The 17,910-nt window shown below is 36.9% G+C and carries 14 protein-coding genes, 1 tRNA gene and 1 pseudogene; 8 read left to right on the plus strand and 8 right to left on the minus strand.

Features of this window, described 5'->3' with window-relative positions:
• Positions 1 to 74: 74 nt before the first annotated feature.
• The 3 genes from EDC17_RS05565 to EDC17_RS05580 all read right to left on the minus strand — a co-directional run bounded on the left by EDC17_RS05565 (position 75) and on the right by EDC17_RS05580 (position 5,378).
• Positions 75 to 3,779 carry an N-6 DNA methylase gene (locus EDC17_RS05565; protein ID WP_132777159.1) on the minus strand — a complete coding sequence of 1,235 codons (3,705 nt, stop codon included), beginning with the start codon at positions 3,777 to 3,779 and terminating at the stop codon, positions 75 to 77.
• A 6-nt stretch (positions 3,780 to 3,785) separates the two neighbouring features.
• The gene (locus EDC17_RS05570; RefSeq protein ID WP_132777160.1) at positions 3,786 to 4,109 is read right to left on the minus strand and encodes a helix-turn-helix domain-containing protein; all 324 of its coding nucleotides are present in this window, start codon (positions 4,107 to 4,109) and stop codon (positions 3,786 to 3,788) included.
• Between the two features lie 1,181 nt (positions 4,110 to 5,290).
• Positions 5,291 to 5,378: transfer RNA gene (locus tag EDC17_RS05580), tRNA-Ser, on the minus strand.
• Between the two features lie 159 nt (positions 5,379 to 5,537).
• On the opposite strand from EDC17_RS05580, the gene ispE reads away from it, so the two are divergent.
• Positions 5,538 to 6,350: a 4-(cytidine 5'-diphospho)-2-C-methyl-D-erythritol kinase gene (ispE, locus tag EDC17_RS05585; protein WP_132777161.1), complete on the plus strand. Its 813-nt coding sequence runs from the start codon at positions 5,538 to 5,540 to the stop codon at positions 6,348 to 6,350.
• Positions 6,351 to 6,384: 34 nt separating this feature from the next.
• Here the strand turns inward: ispE and EDC17_RS05590 are convergent, their stop codons facing one another.
• Both EDC17_RS05590 and EDC17_RS05595 read right to left on the minus strand, forming a co-directional pair.
• Entirely contained in the window at positions 6,385 to 7,623 is a 1,239-nt protein-coding gene (locus EDC17_RS05590; RefSeq protein WP_132777162.1) for a PQQ-dependent sugar dehydrogenase, read from the minus strand.
• A gap of 177 nt (positions 7,624 to 7,800) precedes the next feature.
• Positions 7,801 to 9,045 (minus strand): PQQ-dependent sugar dehydrogenase, encoded by a 1,245-nt coding sequence (locus tag EDC17_RS05595; protein ID WP_243646056.1) that lies wholly within the window; start codon positions 9,043 to 9,045, stop codon positions 7,801 to 7,803.
• 132 nt (positions 9,046 to 9,177) lie between these two features.
• Here EDC17_RS05595 and EDC17_RS05600 point away from each other — a divergent pair, with 132 nt between their 5' ends.
• Entirely contained in the window at positions 9,178 to 9,921 is a 744-nt protein-coding gene (locus EDC17_RS05600) for a class I SAM-dependent methyltransferase (protein ID WP_243646057.1), read from the plus strand.
• A gap of 81 nt (positions 9,922 to 10,002) precedes the next feature.
• Here EDC17_RS05600 and EDC17_RS05605 read toward each other — a convergent pair whose 3' ends face one another.
• Positions 10,003 to 10,563: a type 1 glutamine amidotransferase domain-containing protein gene (locus tag EDC17_RS05605; protein ID WP_132777163.1), complete on the minus strand. Its 561-nt coding sequence runs from the start codon at positions 10,561 to 10,563 to the stop codon at positions 10,003 to 10,005.
• 160 nt (positions 10,564 to 10,723) lie between these two features.
• Here EDC17_RS05605 and EDC17_RS05610 point away from each other — a divergent pair, with 160 nt between their 5' ends.
• From EDC17_RS05610 to EDC17_RS05620, 3 genes are all read left to right on the plus strand, one after another.
• Positions 10,724 to 11,509, plus strand: coding sequence for an alpha/beta hydrolase (locus tag EDC17_RS05610; protein ID WP_132777164.1), 786 nt, complete (start codon positions 10,724 to 10,726; stop codon positions 11,507 to 11,509).
• Between the two features lie 262 nt (positions 11,510 to 11,771).
• Complete coding sequence (locus EDC17_RS05615) at positions 11,772 to 12,020, plus strand: hypothetical protein (protein WP_132777165.1); 249 nt, start codon at positions 11,772 to 11,774, stop codon at positions 12,018 to 12,020.
• An 84-nt stretch (positions 12,021 to 12,104) separates the two neighbouring features.
• A complete protein-coding gene (locus tag EDC17_RS05620; protein WP_132777166.1) occupies positions 12,105 to 13,574 on the plus strand; it encodes a glycoside hydrolase family 130 protein in 1,470 nt (489 codons plus the stop codon).
• 24 nt (positions 13,575 to 13,598) lie between these two features.
• Here EDC17_RS05620 and EDC17_RS05625 read toward each other — a convergent pair whose 3' ends face one another.
• Positions 13,599 to 13,781 carry a hypothetical protein gene (locus EDC17_RS05625; RefSeq protein ID WP_132777167.1) on the minus strand — a complete coding sequence of 61 codons (183 nt, stop codon included), beginning with the start codon at positions 13,779 to 13,781 and terminating at the stop codon, positions 13,599 to 13,601.
• Between the two features lie 146 nt (positions 13,782 to 13,927).
• On the opposite strand from EDC17_RS05625, the gene EDC17_RS05630 reads away from it, so the two are divergent.
• On the plus strand, positions 13,928 to 14,611 hold the full coding sequence (locus EDC17_RS05630) for a hypothetical protein (RefSeq protein WP_207895694.1): 684 nt from the start codon (positions 13,928 to 13,930) through the stop codon (positions 14,609 to 14,611).
• A 27-nt stretch (positions 14,612 to 14,638) separates the two neighbouring features.
• On the opposite strand, the gene EDC17_RS05635 is transcribed toward EDC17_RS05630, so the two are convergent.
• Complete coding sequence (locus tag EDC17_RS05635) at positions 14,639 to 16,159, minus strand: GH3 family domain-containing protein (RefSeq protein ID WP_132777168.1); 1,521 nt, start codon at positions 16,157 to 16,159, stop codon at positions 14,639 to 14,641.
• 331 nt (positions 16,160 to 16,490) lie between these two features.
• Between EDC17_RS05635 and EDC17_RS05640 the strand changes: the two genes are divergently transcribed.
• Together EDC17_RS05640 and EDC17_RS05645 are read left to right on the plus strand one after the other, a co-directional pair.
• Positions 16,491 to 16,904: an OsmC family peroxiredoxin gene (locus EDC17_RS05640; protein ID WP_207895696.1), complete on the plus strand. Its 414-nt coding sequence runs from the start codon at positions 16,491 to 16,493 to the stop codon at positions 16,902 to 16,904.
• 677 nt (positions 16,905 to 17,581) lie between these two features.
• Positions 17,582 to 17,910: pseudogene (locus EDC17_RS05645) on the plus strand (group II intron reverse transcriptase/maturase); the annotation flags it as partial.

The following is a 17,910-nucleotide window of genomic DNA, read 5'->3' on the forward strand; positions in this document are numbered from 1 at the left end:
ATTAAATCTAATAAAAAAGCATAATTTGTAGAGAGATAAAAAAAACAAATGTGCTTTCACACACTTGGCTTATTTTAATTTAAATATTTTGTTAGAATCTCCATTTTCTCATTAGGGATTTCGGCAAGTTCTTGCTCTAAAGTATTAATTTGATTTTCTATTTTCTCAATTTTTGAAACAATTTTTTGTTGTTCTGATAATGAAGGTAGAATTATCTTGTAATCCATAATGTGCTGTTTGTCACCACGTGGCATTTTCAGTCCTTTGGGTTTTTCCATTTCATAGTCAAAAAACTCATCTTGCTTTAAAGTATAGTAGATATATTTTGATTCAAAACTGTCATCTATGCTCTGTAAAACTAACACATCATTTGAACTTCCACCATTATTATTTGCAAACCAGATTTTCTTCAAATACGGTCTAATATTTGACAATAAAATGTCTCCTATTTTATATTCTGTAGATGTTCCTGTATTTGAAACAAAATTAGAGTCAACTTTCCCCCTTGTATTTTGCAGTAGGTTATCAACACCTATGTAGTTTTTTGAAGTCAATTGGGCAGAACTAATTTTTTTATCAGAATATTTACATAATTCTCGAAGTTTTTTATGTTCTCCGACAACTGTACTGATGATGTTTTTAATTTCATCTTTTAATTTTAATATAGTATCGATTGCTTTCTTCTCTTTAGTTTCTATAACTTCAATATCCTTGACAATTTTTTCCTGCACATTTTGTGGCGGAACTGGGATTTTAATTTCATTAATAAGACCAGAAAGATTATTGATATTAGAACCACTGCCAATATCTCTGATACTTTGCCTTAATAATGAATTTAGAAGCTGATAGATATATTTGGGTTTCACTTCGTTTTTGGTTCTGATGATTCCCATAAAACCACCTGCCAAATAGTTGGTGTCACCATCAATAAATGCAACTTTCCCCAAATGTTCTATGCTTCCACTTGAAAAGCAAATAAAAACATCATTTTTCTTTAGCTTTTTTTCTTCTGGAACATTAAACCCATCAAAAAGATACACTTCTTTCTTAATTTCAAAGTCTCCATTAAGGGTAATATTATCGGCAGTTAAAACTATGTTTTCCGTTTTTTCAATAGTTTGGTCAGCTTTTGAGTAAGTAACACCTTTGATTATATTAGCTACTTCATCAAATCGCTTTTCATCCCATTTGGTTTCAATTTTTATCTTTTTTTTTACATTCAGAGAAACGTTTAAATCAAAATCAAAACGGTTAAAGTTTAGCATTTCCTCTAATTTTGTATAGAATACATTTTCTTTTAATGTTTCATCTATTTCAGAGAAATACTTTCCTTTAAAAGCATTGTTGATATATGTACTTGCTTTTTTAATGTCATTGTCATTATTTACATTGTACATTTTTGTACAATCGTCAATAGTGGAACGACCGTTTACAGGATGAATTCCCTCGCTTCCTTTCCCGTTTCGGAATTCATATCCTAAAAATTGTTTTTCTTTTGTTTTACTTCCCGATTTTACAACAACTACTTTTTGTGAAACGGTTAACACAAAATAAAACAATTTTTCTTCTTCTCTTTGATGCAGTTGGTTCCAAAATTCATCATCATTCTTGGATTTTATTTTCTTTCTGTATTCTTTATAAATATCATGAGCCAATATTGTTTCGTTTGGTTCATTCTTTAATAAAGAGATGTAATCATCTAAAGAAATGTTTTCCCAAACGTGATTTACATATTTTGATAATGATTTTTGAACACCATTTATAGTAACATCTTTTGTGTTATTAATGCTTTGATGGCAAGATTTTTTAAGCTCCTCAATATTTTTATATTTTCGTCTTAAAAAGAGTGTGACAGTACTTGTATTAGTAGCCATAAAAGTAAAGCTACCAAACTCCGTAATAGCAATTATATCAAAGTTTTGAAAAATAATTTCCCTTGTTCTTGTATGTAGATTACCTGTATTAGTTAAAATAGAACTTGGTAAAATAATAGCAGCCAAACCATCCTCTTTTAAAAGTTGTTTGGTTCTTTCGATAAACATACATTCAATTTCAGAACTTTTATCTGTTAACAGATTGAAAAGTTCAAAATCTTTGTCTGCATTTTTATTTTTCAGATCTCCTTTAAAAGTTGGTACAGAATATGGCGGATTGGAAACAACAATTGAGAATTTTTCCAATTCTGAATCATCTATTTTCTTTAATCTCCCTACAAAACTTTTCGAATCTTTAAAGCTATCCAAACCATCTCCGTGTATAATTTGAGCAAGACCATCCCCATAAAAATAGCAACCTACTTTCGCTACTTTTACTAATCTGTAATCTTTCTCAATTCCATATACATATTTTGCCGCCCAATCATATTTCTTGCGTTGCCAAACTTCAATGTCTTCAATCACATCAGGATATAAGTTGGTTGTATCAATATTGGTATCAATTACATTTTGATATTCTTCCATTACTTCAGTGATGAAATGTCCACTACCTACGGCATAATCAATTACGGCAGGAAGCTTCGCTGTTTCGCCTTTTAATTGCTCATTAATCAATTCTTTTATTGGAAGTGATTTTATGATAAATCTTGTAATTGGTGGAGGACTGAAAAACTGACCAGCTTTTTGTTTTAAACCAGTTGTAAGTAGTCGCTCAAAAAAATCGCTTAAGTGCGCTTGTCTTCGAGGATAGCGAATTTGATATTTATGTAATAATTCTACAACTTCTTTTAAAACCCGATGGTTGTCATCAAATGATTCACTATCAATCACTTCTTTAATAGCAAATACATTGTTGAACATTAACCATTTTTTCTTCTTTTCTTGTAGTTCTTCCTCTGTATTTGCTTTAAAATCTTCGTCTTTAATACCTTCAACTTCTTTTCTAAGGAATTCATACATTCCTTTTTGATATAGGTTTATCAGACGTATTTGAAATGCAACGGGTTCATCAATTTTTTCTCGCCATTGAAATTCAAGTTCATCATTATCTCTTTTTTTCTCGTCATAAATTTTAGCGAGAAAAAGGTTGAAAATTTTATTAAAGGCATTTGGCTCATCTGAAACTGAATGCTTTCTTAATATTGACATAAAACCGTGAAAGATAGCTTCACTATCTGTTTCTTTCAGAGGTAATAACTCCTTTTTAGTAAGAAGTTTGTTTTTAAAATCATAAGGAGCAACCCAATCCTCGAAAATACCATTTTGATAGGTTACTTTACTCCATCTGTCATAGAAGTCAGCTACATTTCCTGCACCTCTATAGTGGTCTTCAATTTTTACAATATCCCAATTCGCATCAACTTTATTACGGTTAAGATGAGAAGTGTAAAGCATCAAATACTGTGTATTTGTGTCATTCTGAAAATATGTAAAAAGCTGACCACCATTTTTATTGATATTTTTTAGCTCTTTTTCGTATTCTTTCCCATACGTTTTACATTCAATCATCAAAAAAGCTTTTCCATTTTTTTGAATGAAAACATCTAATCTTCCTGAATGTCCATGTCCAGAGGGGAATACTTTTTCTAATGTAATGTCTTCTGGATTATAGCCCTTTGTAAGTAATCTATCAACACACTCTAAAACAACCCAATTTTCAGCTTGTGAAAAGTTTTGTGTTGTTTTACTTTCCCCTTTAATTTTGTTTCCAAAATTGATTGTTTTATTTTCAAAATCTATTTCAACCACATAATTACTTACAGTTGGATACTTCTTGAAGTAAATATCTGATGTGTTTTCTTTAGGTTCAAATCCTAAAACTTGTATAAGTTTTTTTATTTCCATAGTTATTTAGAATTTGAGTTTACCTTGAGTTGTGTTAATTTCTTTAAAATATTTTGTCTGTGCTTCTGCTACAGAGAAAACATTCTCAGAGCATTTATATTGAAAAGCATCTTTTGCAAATTTATCTGCAAAGTAAAGGTCTTTTATCATTTCGTAGTCCAATTCAAAAAGTTCAGAAAGTAGTTTACATTTGTTAAATGTAATAGGCTTTTTGTCATTTTCGATACGGCTAACGAGAGGAGTATTACATTTAATTAATGCACCAAATTCCGTCTGACTCCAGCCTTTTTTCTCTCGTTGAGCCTTTATAAATTTTCCAAAACTTGCCATATTTTTATTTTACCACAAATCGTTTTATCTCTTTTGGGTAAAGATAAAAAATAGATTCAATACAGACAATTTTTATGAACATATAAAAATTGAAAAAAACTTAAGACCAAAAAAAGACAGCTTTATTATCTATTCTATTACAAATAGTAAAGATTAGTACTGTCTGTAGATAATTAATATAATTCGTATATTTGCTATGAGCTAGCGGAAACACGTTGAAAAGCAAAGCAATAAGCACCGTTACCAAATCGTTACCTGACTTCTTTGGTTATTTCTATAAAAGCCTAGTATTCAACTGATACAGCTTTTTCCTGAAAACTTTAAAATATAAAAATCATTACATACCCCCTGTGTAAGGGGTTGAAATACAGTTCAAATATGTTTTAGGATTGATTTTTACAAGATAAAATTTGTAAAAATTCATTTATTATTTAACGATAAATCCCAGTTTCCTAATTTTCCAATGATTTTGAAACTTGAAAACCCTAAATGATACATCTTTCGAGGTAGCCCTTGCGCGATAAGGAGGGATTCATTTAGCTTCGCTTTTTATTCTGTTATTTCAAAAGTATAAGTAACATAAAAGCCTGCTTATTCGTGCAGGCTTATAGCGTTTTTATTTATAATATCTATTGGTTTTGAGGGTTTGGATAATTGGCTTTTCGTTCGTGTACTTTGGATGCCGTCAAACATCATCAAATCGCTGCACGAAGATGACAGAAAAAGGCAACAATAGCCATTGCACATAAGATCTTGATCGCCGCATATCATGTTCTCAGGGACAAGGAACCCTATCAGTTACATCCTCAGGATATAAAAATACTGGAAAACAGAAGACTTAAGAAAATTGAAAGATTACAGAAGCAATTGAGTAACCTTAAAAATACGTCATACAAATAGAAGATCGACTTTTTTTTGGTGGTTTGACTCCCCGGAAATAAAACTGATATCAGACGTTAAGAACCAACAGTTGATGCCTTTTGAGCTCGTAGAAAAAATTATACTCTTGTTTTTTTTATTCAATCATTTCTTTTTTAAATAAAGAACACAAAACAGAAACAACTAATTATAGCAATCTAACAGACCTTTAATAATATATTGGTCGACATTTGTATTGATGTAGGATGGAGAAACAAAAAAACTTTCAGAAAAAAAAAGCCTCATCTTGCGATGAAGCTTTTTGGCGGAGAGTGAGGGATTCGAACCCCCGAACCTGTGACAGTTAACGGTTTTCAAGACCGCCGCATTCGACCACTCTGCCAACTCTCCGCCACAAAAGTAGAAATTCTAGCTAGTTCCGCAAAAATTATTTTAATCGCTTCCTGCTATATCTTGAAAATGAGGATAATTATTTTATTTAAGTACTTTCTCAGTACTTCATTTGGCCTCAAAGTTTTATTTATTAGGTAGATTTTGTTATTTTGTCCTATGATTTCATTCGCCAATGCAAAAATAAATTTGGGTCTATCTATTACGGAAAAGCGTCTAGATGGATACCATAATATCGAAACAATTTTTTATCCGATTCATCTATATGATGTGTTGGAATTTAATTCTTCCGATATGTATGGTTTTGAAGCGCTTGGCATACAGATTCCGGGACATGGTGATAACTTGTGCACTAAAGCTTATACTTTACTGAAATCAGATTTTCCTGAAATTCATCCTGTGTCGATCACATTGCTCAAAAACATTCCGATAGGAGCAGGCTTGGGTGGTGGTTCTTCGGATGCAGCGTTTGTGCTGAAAGCTTTGAATGAAATGAATAAGCTGGGGCTTACTTCCACTCAACTACAGACGTACGCTAAAATGTTGGGGGCCGATTGTGCTTTTTTTATTGAGAATAAACCTCTTTTTGCAGAAGGAATAGGTACCGAGTTTAGCCCAATTGATCTTGATCTAAAGGACTATTATATTGTGGTGGTCACGCCGGATATTCATGTGTCTACGGCTGAAGCTTATGCGAATATCACGCCTCAAATCCCTCAGGTGGACTTGAAGCGTGCTATACAGCTTCCCATTCAAGAGTGGAAATACCATATTACCAACGATTTCGAATTGGGTATTTTTGAAAAATATCCTTTAATACGCGAAATAAAGCAAAAGCTTTATGAAAAGGGTGCCTTATATGCTGCAATGTCGGGATCAGGTTCTGCTGTATTCGGTATTTTCGAGGATAATGTTACCCTAGATGATTTGGAACACATGGGGAAATTATTTTATCCTGTTGAGCTGAGCTAACCTAATCACATCTGAACTAATAATCCCGAAAAGGTTATTTCTTTTTAATGACATAGAGCTTGCCGGCATCCGTAATGGTGTAGAGCTCTCCGTTTTTGCCTTCAATAATATCCCGAAAGCGTTCGCCTTCTTTGGCTAATAATCTTTCTTCGCCTACGACTTTATTGTCTTTGAGCACGAGCCGTGTAATATGTGTACTACTTAATCCTGTGATGAAAAGATTATTTTTCCATTCGGCTATGGCTTTTCCAGAATAAAACGTCATTCCAGAAGGGGATAATACAGGATCCCAATAATATACGGGCTGCTCCATACCTTTTTTGGCTTGAATGGTAGGTTCACCTATTTTCTTGCCAGAATATTCTATGCCGTATGTGATAACAGGCCAGCCGTAATTTTTTCCAGGTTTGATAAGATTCAATTCATCACCACCACGCTGGCCAAATTCAGAAGACCAAAGTGAACCATTTGGATGAAAGGCTATACCTTGAGGGTTTCGATGTCCGTAGCTATATATTTCAGGTAGGGCATTTTTATTTGCCGCAAAAGGGTTGTTTGCTGCAGGTTTCCCATCTTTTGTGATTCGTATGATCTTGCCTAGGGTACTTTTTAAATCTTGGGCAAGTGGTCTTGTCGCCATATCCGATCGTTCTCCAATTGTCACCAAGAGTTTGTCTGACTTATCGAATACAAGTCTGCCGCCGTAGTGCAACACACCACGATGGGTCGGTGTAGAACGATAGATCACTTTTACCTCCGTAAAAGATTTTTCATCTTTTGCTAATTTACCTTTGGCGACTGCGGTATGATTGCCATTTGAAGTCGGTTCTGTGAAAGCCCAATATACCATCCTATTCGTTGCGAACTGAGGGTCTAATACTAAACCTAATAGTCCACCTTGTGCTCTGGCTTCTACTTTGGGCAATCCTGTAATGGGTGCACTGATATTTCCAGTACTATTTACGATTCGCATGACGCCTTCTTTTTCCGTTATCAATAATCTTCCGTCTGGTAATTGTGCTATACCCCACGGAGATTTTAATTGAGAGGTCAAAATATTAAACTGGAAAGCTGACTTGGTAGTCACGCCCGATACGCGTGTTTGTCCTGCAAAGGTAGGTTTATAGTTTGCATTTGGTTTATTTTTTTCGACAGGTTGCACCGTATCGCGTACAGATAGTGGGATGTAAACATCAAACCGCGGTTGCGGCAGCGGCGAGAAAGGTAGAAAGAACAGGGAGGATAAGGTCCCGACTAAGAATAAGTGCTTCATGGCGATATTTATAGATTAGGATTTAGCGTTTGATAATTGGAATAAATTTACTGATATGTTTTGAATATTGGTAGGGATTAAACGCGGAATTTATTCATCTTTCAGCAGACTAACTACCGATGCCCACTAAATGAAAGAAGTCTTCTAAAATTTTAGAAGACTTCTTTTGTATGTTTGTTAGTTGGCTTTTTTGCTAATGCTGTACAGCTTGCCGCTGTCGGTAACAGCAAACAATTCACCATTCCGTCCTTGTACGACATCACGGAATCGCTCGCCTTCTTTGGCCAGTAGTCTTTCTTCACCTACGACTTTATTGTCTTTGATTACTAGGCGCGCAATATGCGTACTGCTCAAACCCGCAATGAAAAGATTGTTTTTCCATTCAGGAATGGCGTCGCCTGAGTAGAAAGTCATGCCCGACGGTGATAATACTGGATCCCAGTAATAAACTGGCTGTTCAAGACCCTCTTTCGCTTGAATTGGCGGATTACCAATCACGCTACCGGAATATTCAATACCGTAGGTAATCGTTGGCCAGCCATAGTTTTTACCAGCTTGTATGCGATTCAGCTCATCACCACCACGAGGTCCGAATTCTGAAGACCATAAGTCACCAGTTTCAGGATGAAAAGCTAGTCCTTGAGGATTGCGATGACCATATGAATAAATCTCAGGTAGTGCATCTGAGTTAGAAGCGAATGGATTGTTAGTCGCTGCTTGACCATCTTTAGTGATGCGCACCAATTTACCCAAAGTAGATTTAAGATCTTGTGCTAATGGTCGGGTTTCTAAATCCGAACGCTCGCCACTACTTACAAATAGATGCCCAGTTTTATCAAAGATAATACGACCACCATAATGTAGTTTTCCTTTATAAGTAGGTGTAGTTCTGAATATCACTTGAGCAGATTGAATAGATTTTTCATCTTCTGCTAATTTGCCCTTTGCCACAGCGGTATGATTACCATTGGCTACAGGCTCAGAAAATACCCAATACACCATTCTATTGCTTGCAAAATCTGGGTCTAAAGTCACTCCCAAAAGTCCACCTTGTGCTTCACTGTCTACTTCTGGTATACCCTGAAGGGGTTCACTCACCGTTCCATCCATAGAAACAATACGCATATCACCCGGTTTCTCCGTAATGAGTAAGCGGCCATCAGGCAATACGGCAATTCCCCATGGGGATTTTAAACTGGAAGTAATGACTTTACTTTCAAAAGCCGTAGATGTTTTTACTCCTTTGGCACGAGTCTGTCCTTCAAAAGCAGGTTTGTAGTCGGTATTGCCTTTGTTTGTTTCTACAGGAGGCAGCGTGTCAGTGGGATTGTTGATGTCCTCTGTATTCCCATTTGTACCATTACTGCATGCTGAGGCAACAATCACTGAAGCCAATAAAGAGCTGTATACTAATTTATTCATAATATATAGTGTTATCAAATAAATGAAGCTGTTAAAATAAGAATAAAACAACTTAATTACCAACAAATGATACGTATAAATGTTCTTGGTCAAAGTTTAAAATTCGTACATTGCGGTTGTAATACTTTTTGATTGGACTATATTTCTGAGGAACGCTATATGACAGAGAAATCATCTTTACAGGAAATTGAGTCTAGGTTTGATAATGATGTAGAACGTTTTTCTAATCTGGACACAGGACAATTGACCACATTGGATGCGAAATTCAATATGGATCTGATTGTAGAAAGTATTGTACGCTGTTATCCCAATCTGAAAAATGTGCTCGATATCGGCTGTGGTGCGGGAAATTATAGTGTTCGCTTATTGCAAGAGATTTCACCAATAGATATTGTTCTTTCTGATCTTAGTCAGCCTATGCTGGACAAAGCAAAAGAAAGGGTAGAAGCCTTGAATCAAAATGAAAAGGTAGAGGTCATAAAAGGAGATTTCAGGTCGTTGCCTGTAGCGGATGAATCTTTTGACGTCATCATAGCTACAGCCGTATTGCACCACCTTCGCGATGATGCGGATTGGGAATCCACTTTTCAAATGCTGCATAATAAATTACGCAAAGGCGGAAGTATTTGGATCTTCGACCTCATTACGCAGGCATCTTCTCCTTTGCAAGAACTTATCTATAAGCAACGGTATGGAGAATATCTATCGGCTTTGAAAGACGATGCATATCGCGACCATGTGTTTGCATATATTGAGAAAGAAGATTCGCCAAGAAGTCTAGTATATCAATTGGACTTGCTGAAACAGGTAGGTTTTCATTCTGTGGACGTTCTACATAAAAATCTTTGTTTTGCGAGTTATGTAGCCTTCAAATAGAAATAAAAAAGCTACTCTTAATGCAAGAGCAGCTTTATTTATTACAGAAAAGGACAGTTTACAAGTTATATTTTATTATGATTATGCGTGCTGGCCATCGTGCGTACCTTCCGCATATTCTTCCACGATTTTTTTGTTGAAAGCAGGTAAATCATCCGGTGTACGGCTGGTTACCAAACCTTGGTCTGTTACGACTTCACTATCTTCCCACAATGCTTTAGCATTGATTAAATCATTTTTAATTGCGCCTACAGAAGTTATTTTTCGGCCTTCTACAACTTCAGCATCGATCAATACTTGTGGTCCATGGCATATTGCCGCTACAGGTTTGCCAGCAGTAAAAAATTCACGAACAAACGATAACGCATCTTGGTTCACACGTAATTTGTCTGGATTGATTACATCGCCTGGTATTAAGAGACCATCGTAATCAGCTACACTAGCTTTACTTAAATTGATATCTACACGATATTCTTCATCCCACTCATCACCTTTTTTAGAGCGCACAGAGTCTTCTTTTGGTGAAACTATATCCACTTGAGCTCCTGCTTCTTCTAATGCTTCCTTTGGGCTAGTTAACTCAATTTGCTCAAAGCCATCCTCTGTTAATATTGCAATGCGTTTTCCATTTAGTTTTGCCATAATTTTTTCTCCTTTTTATTTAACATGATTATTCATTGAACAAAGAATCCCTGATGTGGTTGGCAAAAAAATAAAAATTGCTGGATATAAACCTTCGACTGCTTGAACCGTTTATATTTTAAGATTATAATTATATATTTAAACATAAACCCAATTTGTAATGAAGTATGTATCATTTCTGTTCCTATTTATCTATAGCTTTAGTTTTGCGCAGTATCGCACAGAATCCAATATCACCTACACCGCCCATCAGGATACGTATAGTAAAGAGCGATGTAAATTGGATTTCTATTACCCGATAGAAAAAAAGGATTTTGTTACCGTCATATGGTTTCATGGAGGCGGACTAACCGGAGGAGATAAAGAGATACCGGAATATCTAAAGAATAAAAATATTGCCATCGTCGGCGCGACATATAGATTGTCTCCACAAGCTAAAGTCGAGGATATTATTCAAGATGCAGCCGATGCGGTGAAATGGACTTTTAACAATGTCGAGCGTGTAGGTGGAAATAAAAAGAAAGTAGTGATAGCTGGTATGTCGGCGGGCGCTTATTTATCGCTTATGCTTTCACTAAATCCAGAATACTTAAGTCAGCGACAAATTAATACTTCGGATATCTTTGGTGTGGTTTCTTTTAGCGCGCAGACGATTACGCACTTTACAGCGCGTAAAGAGTATGGCAGAGAAGAGTTGCAGCCGGATATCAATGCATTATCTCCATTGTATTTTGTTCGAAAAGATATTCCTCGATTGCTATTGTTGACGGGTGATCGGGATTTAGAATTAATGGGTCGATATGAAGAGAATGCTTACTTATGGAGAATGCTGACTTTGCAGGGCAATAAAGACGTTGAGCTGTTTGAATTGGGAGGATATGGACATGATATGACACATCCGGGTTATCCTTTGTTGTTGAAAGCCATTGAGAAATGGTCTAAATAATACAGCGTTTGCACTTGGAAGATGATTAGCTTCTGTTTTTTAGTATTTAAATAGTTTACAAAGTAGTTGAACGTATATTCTTGACACTTGTTGTTCAATCGGTAAAACAATAAGTTATGAGAAATCTTATTTTGATACAAGGCCATGCTTTTTTAGATTATTTGCTGCTTTTACTTTATTAATTGCACCCTGTTTTTTTGATTTTACAGAAGATTCGACAGGAAAGACGCTCTGTTTGTTGGCTGGTGCCTTGATCGTCGTTATGAATCTATTTTCCAAGCATGAATTGGGCATTCTCCGTCTGATTCCAATGTCTATTCACCTCAATATGGATGTTCTCTTTAGCCTGTTTCTGATCCTTTGTGTTTTTATTTTTGACATGTCCTATCCAGCTTATGTGCTTACTGCACTGGGAGGTTTGATGACATTGGGAGGAGCGCTCTATACCAAACCTTATATGAAAAAACATCAGCCACCAATCGAAATTAAAGACGATACAGAACGGGATTAAGGGAAGGTTGGAAAATAAATAGGCATTCGTGCTATCTTGAACTAACAAAGAAGCGCTTGAATTGTTATTACTCAAAAACTACTTATGGGTCTTAAATTAATTAGAAAAAATATCATCTTTAAACCTGATTCTACCCGTGTTTTAGCACGATATTTTAACATAGGAGATGTTCGGATAGAAAAGGTTATTAAACGTGTTCTTGCACTTACGAGCGCCGAAAAAGATACAATCCTTAATCAATTATTGCGGAATTTTTCAAACCGTCACCGCAGTGTAGTGGATGTTTGGGAAAGAAATTTCAAACGTAGTATGGAAACTCCCTTGAGTGCGGAGATCATGGACTATAACTATAATCTGAAAGAAAGACTGATTATAGGTGCTTATTTCACTATGGAATATTCGGTGGAGGCGGCCGCGTTTTTCAATCCCTCTATTGTCGAATCACCAGACCAAACCCAATTGCAAGAAGGGCAAAAGCGCATCATCCTGAGCTTCAGGGCAACAGGGGAAGGGCATGTGTCTTCTATTGTCTTTCGTTCGGGAATAATAGATGAAAATTTAGATATTCATTTGGATGAGGTCGGTAAATTGCTAGAGAAGCCGAAGCGATTTAAAAATCATGAATACAATAAGAATGAGTTTTTTTCGAAGCTTTATAATATCGATTCGGTTGACAATGAGTTTGCGGAAATAATCTTAAAAAAGTTTCCTGAATCGTTTACTTACGAAGAACTCCGAAAACTCATCAAAGAACTAATAGCCGAGCATCAAGGCAATCCAGCACATACGCTCTTTATAAATCATATCCTGTGGCTTGCGTCGTCGCATTACCAAATCACGTACTCATTAGATACTTCCATCTCTGAGCGGGTTATTTTTCCGATATCAGATACGGAGCGAAATGGTATAGAAGATGCGAGGTTCTTGAAATTTGATCATGGGAATGGTTCCTACATGTATTATGCCACGTATACAGCTTATGACGGGTCGATGATTATGCCTAAGCTGCTGTCGACAAAAGACTTTATTACATTCAAGGTGCAGCCTATAAATGGGAAAATCGCAAATAAAGGCGCCGCGATGTTTCCAAAAAAAATAAATGGTAAGTACGCGATGCTCTGTCGTATAGATGGCGAAAATAACTACATATCTTTTTCTGATGATTTAATAAACTGGCATGAGGAGGTGATATTGTTACGTGAACCACAATATCATTGGGAATTCGTTCAAATCGGAAACTGTGGTTCGCCCATCGAAACTCCCAAAGGTTGGCTTGTACTCACCCACAGCGTTGGACCAATGCGCGAATACAGTATCAGCGTGAGTCTATTGGATTTGAATGATCCTACCAAAATCATCGGTAAACTCAACGAACCACTCATGTATCCCAATCAACAGGAGAGGGAAGGGTATGTGCCCAATGTGGTCTATTCGTGTGGGCAGATCGTACACAATGGACATCTAATCATTCCATATGCCATGTCAGATCATTCATCCACATATGCTACTATCGAATTAGATAGTTTGCTGGAAGAACTTTTACGAAATGGTTAATGATTCTTGATGGAGAATTTTCCATTAAGAATCATGATCATCCACTTTATTTGGATTGGGCGGCAGTGGACTCGTATCTTCTTCAGGTCGTTTGCTGCTGTCACTTTCGACATGTGTGTTTTCTTCCTTGTTTTTTTGGAAATCTTCGTTTTCGTAAGGATCTTTTTCAATCTTCTTGTTCGGATCTGTTTTACTATTTTTTATCATGATTTTTATGTTTACAGTAATAACAAATGCAATTAGATTCAGTTTTGATCGTGAATAATTATTCATTCTAGCTTTCTTAAATATGCACGGAAGGAACATTTTTTAAGCTGAGTTGTTCATTATTCTATCACACAAGGGAACTAGGTATGGATATAAGAAAGAATAATGAAAATCTTACAGGTACTAACACTAATGTTCAATCAAATGCTAAGCATAAACGCATTCCTCGAGTGCTTCAAAAGCAAATCTTATTAGCTTTATCGCATTATCCCGAACTCGAAAACACGTGTATACGATTTGTTTTTACGCGGAAATTAAAATCCTCCATAATGGCAGCACGTCCAGTGGTGAAATCACTACTGGGACCGCGCGACAAACGAGTATATGAAATCCTGATTAGTCCAAATTTTAAATTAAAACATAGTATTTTGCCTATTCATCAAGTGGAAGATTCAGTATTGGTTGGCTGGATAGGACATGAACTAGGGCACATAATGGACTACGAACAGCGCAGCACGTTGGGAGTAGCTCGCTTTGGTTTGCTTTATTGGCTTTCTAAACGATATATCCGAAAAGCGGAACGGGTAGCGGATACATTTGCTGTAAACCGAGGAATGGCGCCCTACATTTTAGCAACTAAGGACTTTATCTTAGGTCATACTGAATTACCTCAAAAATATAAGGATAAAATTGCTCGGCTCTATCTTTCGCCCGACGACATCGTCGAATTAGTGGCCAATTTGGAAGATCGGAATAAAGAAGTGCGCGATCAGATTATAAAAGAAGAAACCGAGATAGTAGAAGAAATTATTTCAGAGAAATCTACTTAATACTACCTCGGTTTCTAAAATCGAATTTTAAAGTGCTAATATAAATTCTTCAAATTCTGTAAAATCTTCCTCTTTCATCACGCGTGGAATTTTGACTTGCCCACCTAATTTTTTGAAATTTTCGCTCCAACTATAAAAGTGGGTGACAGGCACGATATTGACTTCCACACCTTCCAAGGCTTGGTGTCTGGCTACCTTGTAATTTTTATTTAATTCTTGAAGTGTCGTGTCCAAAAATGCTGTAACCTCCGAAGAATCTATGACTTTATCAGCGCCAAGATACCAGCGATTCATATATTTTTGGCCTTCCTTACGAACCGATGCTACAGTAAATTCAAGGACTTGTAAATCAAATTTTTCCTGCAGCTTCTGTACAGCCTCATTCATTTGATGCACAGAGAGCTGTTCACCCACCACGTTAAGAAAATGCTTGGTTCGTCCACTGATAATTATTTCTGCCTTTTCCTTGTCTTTAAACATGACAGTATCCCCAATCATATAACGCCATGCTCCCGCAACTGTAGAGATGAGCAATACATACTCAACATCTTCTTGAACTTCTTCTATGGTCAGAACTTTAGCGGTTTGCTTGACGCAGCCCTTATCATCCATATTTTCATCAGTGAACTCGACAAATTCAAAGAAAACCCCATTGTCTACGATCAATGCCATAGCATTGCTGTCAGGGCGTTTTTGTGTCGCTAAATAGCCTTCAGAAGCTAGATAAGTGTCAATATAAATCATCGGTCGCGCAAAGAGTTTTTCGAAACTTTTGCGGTAAGGACCAAAGGCGACTCCGCCTGTCGTGTACACACGTAGATTGGGCCAGATATCATGGATAGTATCTACTTTGTAATGATTGATAATCTCTTTCAGCAGAAGTTCGGACCAAGAGGGAATACCCGTCATACTTCCGATATCCCAATTTTTGGCAGCTTTGGTGATGCGGCTTACGCGCTCATCCCAGTCTTTACTTGCCGCAATTTTGCTCCCCGGCTTATAGAATTTACGAAACCACAGCGGAATATTGGCTGCTGAAATTCCACTTATCTCACCTTCTAGAAATCCATTGTTTTCTTTTAATTCTGTACTGCTGCCAAGCATCATAATGTCCTTCTCAAAAAAATCAGCAGGAAGATCAAAATTTTTCAAGCTCAAAATTTGTTGAATGCCGGATTTGCGGATAGATTCCAGCATATCTTCCGTTACCGGTATAGCCTTGCTATTGCTGGTGGTTCCACTGCTTAAGGCAAAGTACTTTTGGCCACCTGGCCACGTGATATTTTCATGTCCTTCGTGCAAATAGTGCCACCACTCTGCATGTAGACTGTCGTAATCATAAATGGGAACTGAGGACTGAAATGCTGCGGTGAGATTGTCGGATGCTAAGATTTTGTCAAAGCCATATTTTCTACCAAATGCGGTAGATTTGGCTTTTTCCAATAAGGATTTAAGCACTTTTTGTTGTGCGGTATGAGGTGATTTTTCCCCACTGATAATCCCACTTACATCGATTGCTCGTTTTATTATTTCTCCAATTATTGCCATAGGTAAATACGTTTTTTGTTGTATAACAATCTATTCTTGTTGCTTGTTCACTTAGCAGCTATACTTTATAATTTAATACTTGATGTGCTGAGGAATTATGCGCTTAAAAGAATAGTAAGGTGATCAGCATAATCAATCTTCCTATAAGAAGGATACTGAGCGGAATCACAAAGAACCATATAAAGGCTTTGTATTGTCGTTCACTCATCCAATGTAGAAATTTCGGTCTTTTCATGTTTTCGGCAGTACTGCTAATACAGTTTGAACATTTAGATGGATTATGATGTTCAGTTGTAAATGCTTTAATTTTTGAACATTAAATAGGATGACTATGAAAAGAACAGCAAAAGCGCATTGGGAAGGCACCCTGAAAGAAGGCCAAGGAAATTTAACTACAGCTAGTGAAATTTTGAATCAAACAAATTATAGTTTCAAAACACGTTTTGAAGACGGTAATAATGGTACAAATCCTGAAGAATTATTGGCGGCGGCACATGCAGGCTGTTTTACTATGGCTGTCAGCCTCACCCTTACAGAAAAAGGCTATAATCCTACTTCTTTGGATACAGAAGCTACTGTAAGCATGGATGATAAAGGGATGACAGGTATACATCTCTCTATCACGGGTAATGTACCCAACATGGAAAACGCCGATTTTGAATCCATTACAGCGAGTGCTGCAGAAAATTGTTTCGTCTCCAAAGCTTTAAACTTACAGATAAGTTCTGAAGCAAGATTGGTTTAATTTAGAGAGATTAAATAGTTCTTGACCAAAATACCTGAAGAAGATCTCTATATATTTAAAAATCAAAGCGGCTGGGTTGGCCGCTTTTGTTTGTGTGCCCAGCATGTGCAATAACTCTAGGGTGTAAGTCCCGAACACGCCTTTACAGTGGGAAGTGTTAGCTTAGGACAAGGGTGTCCACCGCGAGGTGGAATCTGAAGGAAGTCTGAGGCAAAACCTCGGTCCGACGAACAGAAACTACATACAAGGCCGCAAGTGTTGGGTGAGGCTGCAAAACAAGCCAAAGCCCTAGACTGTACGGAAACACTATGGTAAATGTAGCGGATATATGAGGTGAAAGTTATTGTTCTTACCTGGGGAGATCTGACTAAACTCTGTCAAAGGTATACGCGAATGCCCGCGAAGAAACATATAGCAGAATAATGATGCTAGTATGCTTTAGTCAGAAGTCAGCAGAGGACATAGTACCCTGTTTCTCTATTTTCTACAGGGGAAGGTCTGAATGTTAGAATGGCAAAGGAACCAAGAAGTTTATGACGAAGCGCTAAAAGCCGAACCACTTAAGAGAACTGCTTACATGAGGGTAGGTCGGAAACCGATAGTAGAATGTAAGAGGAGCTTAGCCTAGTTGTGCAACCAACGGACACAATGCCTGAGGATTTTTTTTTAGTAATACTATGCTGGAAGAGATATTACACATCCGAAATGTCAAACACGCAGTTGATCGTGTCATCTCTAATGGAGGTGCTAGCGGAATTGATGGTATGCAGATCGATAATCTTCGTGACTACCTCAATACGAATTGGAAAACCCTTCGGTCGGATATTCTCTCTGGCACTTACCGCCCACAAGCTGTTCGGAAAGTAGAGATTCCCAAAGCAAGTGGCGGCAAGCGTATGCTGGGTATTCCAACGGTCATCGACCGTGTTATTCAGCAAAGCATTTCCCAATGGCTTGGGTTAAAGTATGAGGGTGATTTTCACGATAACAGCTACGGCTTCCGTCC

The organism is Sphingobacterium alimentarium, from assembly GCF_004342685.1.
In the GTDB taxonomy this organism is placed as follows: domain Bacteria; phylum Bacteroidota; class Bacteroidia; order Sphingobacteriales; family Sphingobacteriaceae; genus Sphingobacterium; species Sphingobacterium alimentarium.

Excerpts from the sequence above, each read along its gene's own strand:
- EDC17_RS05565 (WP_132777159.1), bottom strand. The coding sequence starts at position 3,779 with ATGGAAATAAAAAAACTTATACAAGTTTTAGGATTTGAACCTAAAGAA.
- EDC17_RS05570 (WP_132777160.1), bottom strand. The coding sequence starts at position 4,109 with ATGGCAAGTTTTGGAAAATTTATAAAGGCTCAACGAGAGAAAAAAGGC.
- ispE (WP_132777161.1), top strand. The coding sequence starts at position 5,538 with ATGATTTCATTCGCCAATGCAAAAATAAATTTGGGTCTATCTATTACG.
- EDC17_RS05590 (WP_132777162.1), bottom strand. The coding sequence starts at position 7,623 with ATGAAGCACTTATTCTTAGTCGGGACCTTATCCTCCCTGTTCTTTCTA.
- EDC17_RS05595 (WP_243646056.1), bottom strand. The coding sequence starts at position 9,045 with ATGAATAAATTAGTATACAGCTCTTTATTGGCTTCAGTGATTGTTGCC.
- EDC17_RS05605 (WP_132777163.1), bottom strand. The coding sequence starts at position 10,563 with ATGGCAAAACTAAATGGAAAACGCATTGCAATATTAACAGAGGATGGC.
- EDC17_RS05610 (WP_132777164.1), top strand. The coding sequence starts at position 10,724 with ATGAAGTATGTATCATTTCTGTTCCTATTTATCTATAGCTTTAGTTTT.
- EDC17_RS05615 (WP_132777165.1), top strand. The coding sequence starts at position 11,772 with ATGAATCTATTTTCCAAGCATGAATTGGGCATTCTCCGTCTGATTCCA.
- EDC17_RS05620 (WP_132777166.1), top strand. The coding sequence starts at position 12,105 with ATGGGTCTTAAATTAATTAGAAAAAATATCATCTTTAAACCTGATTCT.
- EDC17_RS05625 (WP_132777167.1), bottom strand. The coding sequence starts at position 13,781 with ATGATAAAAAATAGTAAAACAGATCCGAACAAGAAGATTGAAAAAGAT.
- EDC17_RS05630 (WP_207895694.1), top strand. The coding sequence starts at position 13,928 with ATGGATATAAGAAAGAATAATGAAAATCTTACAGGTACTAACACTAAT.
- EDC17_RS05635 (WP_132777168.1), bottom strand. The coding sequence starts at position 16,159 with ATGGCAATAATTGGAGAAATAATAAAACGAGCAATCGATGTAAGTGGG.
- EDC17_RS05640 (WP_207895696.1), top strand. The coding sequence starts at position 16,491 with ATGAAAAGAACAGCAAAAGCGCATTGGGAAGGCACCCTGAAAGAAGGC.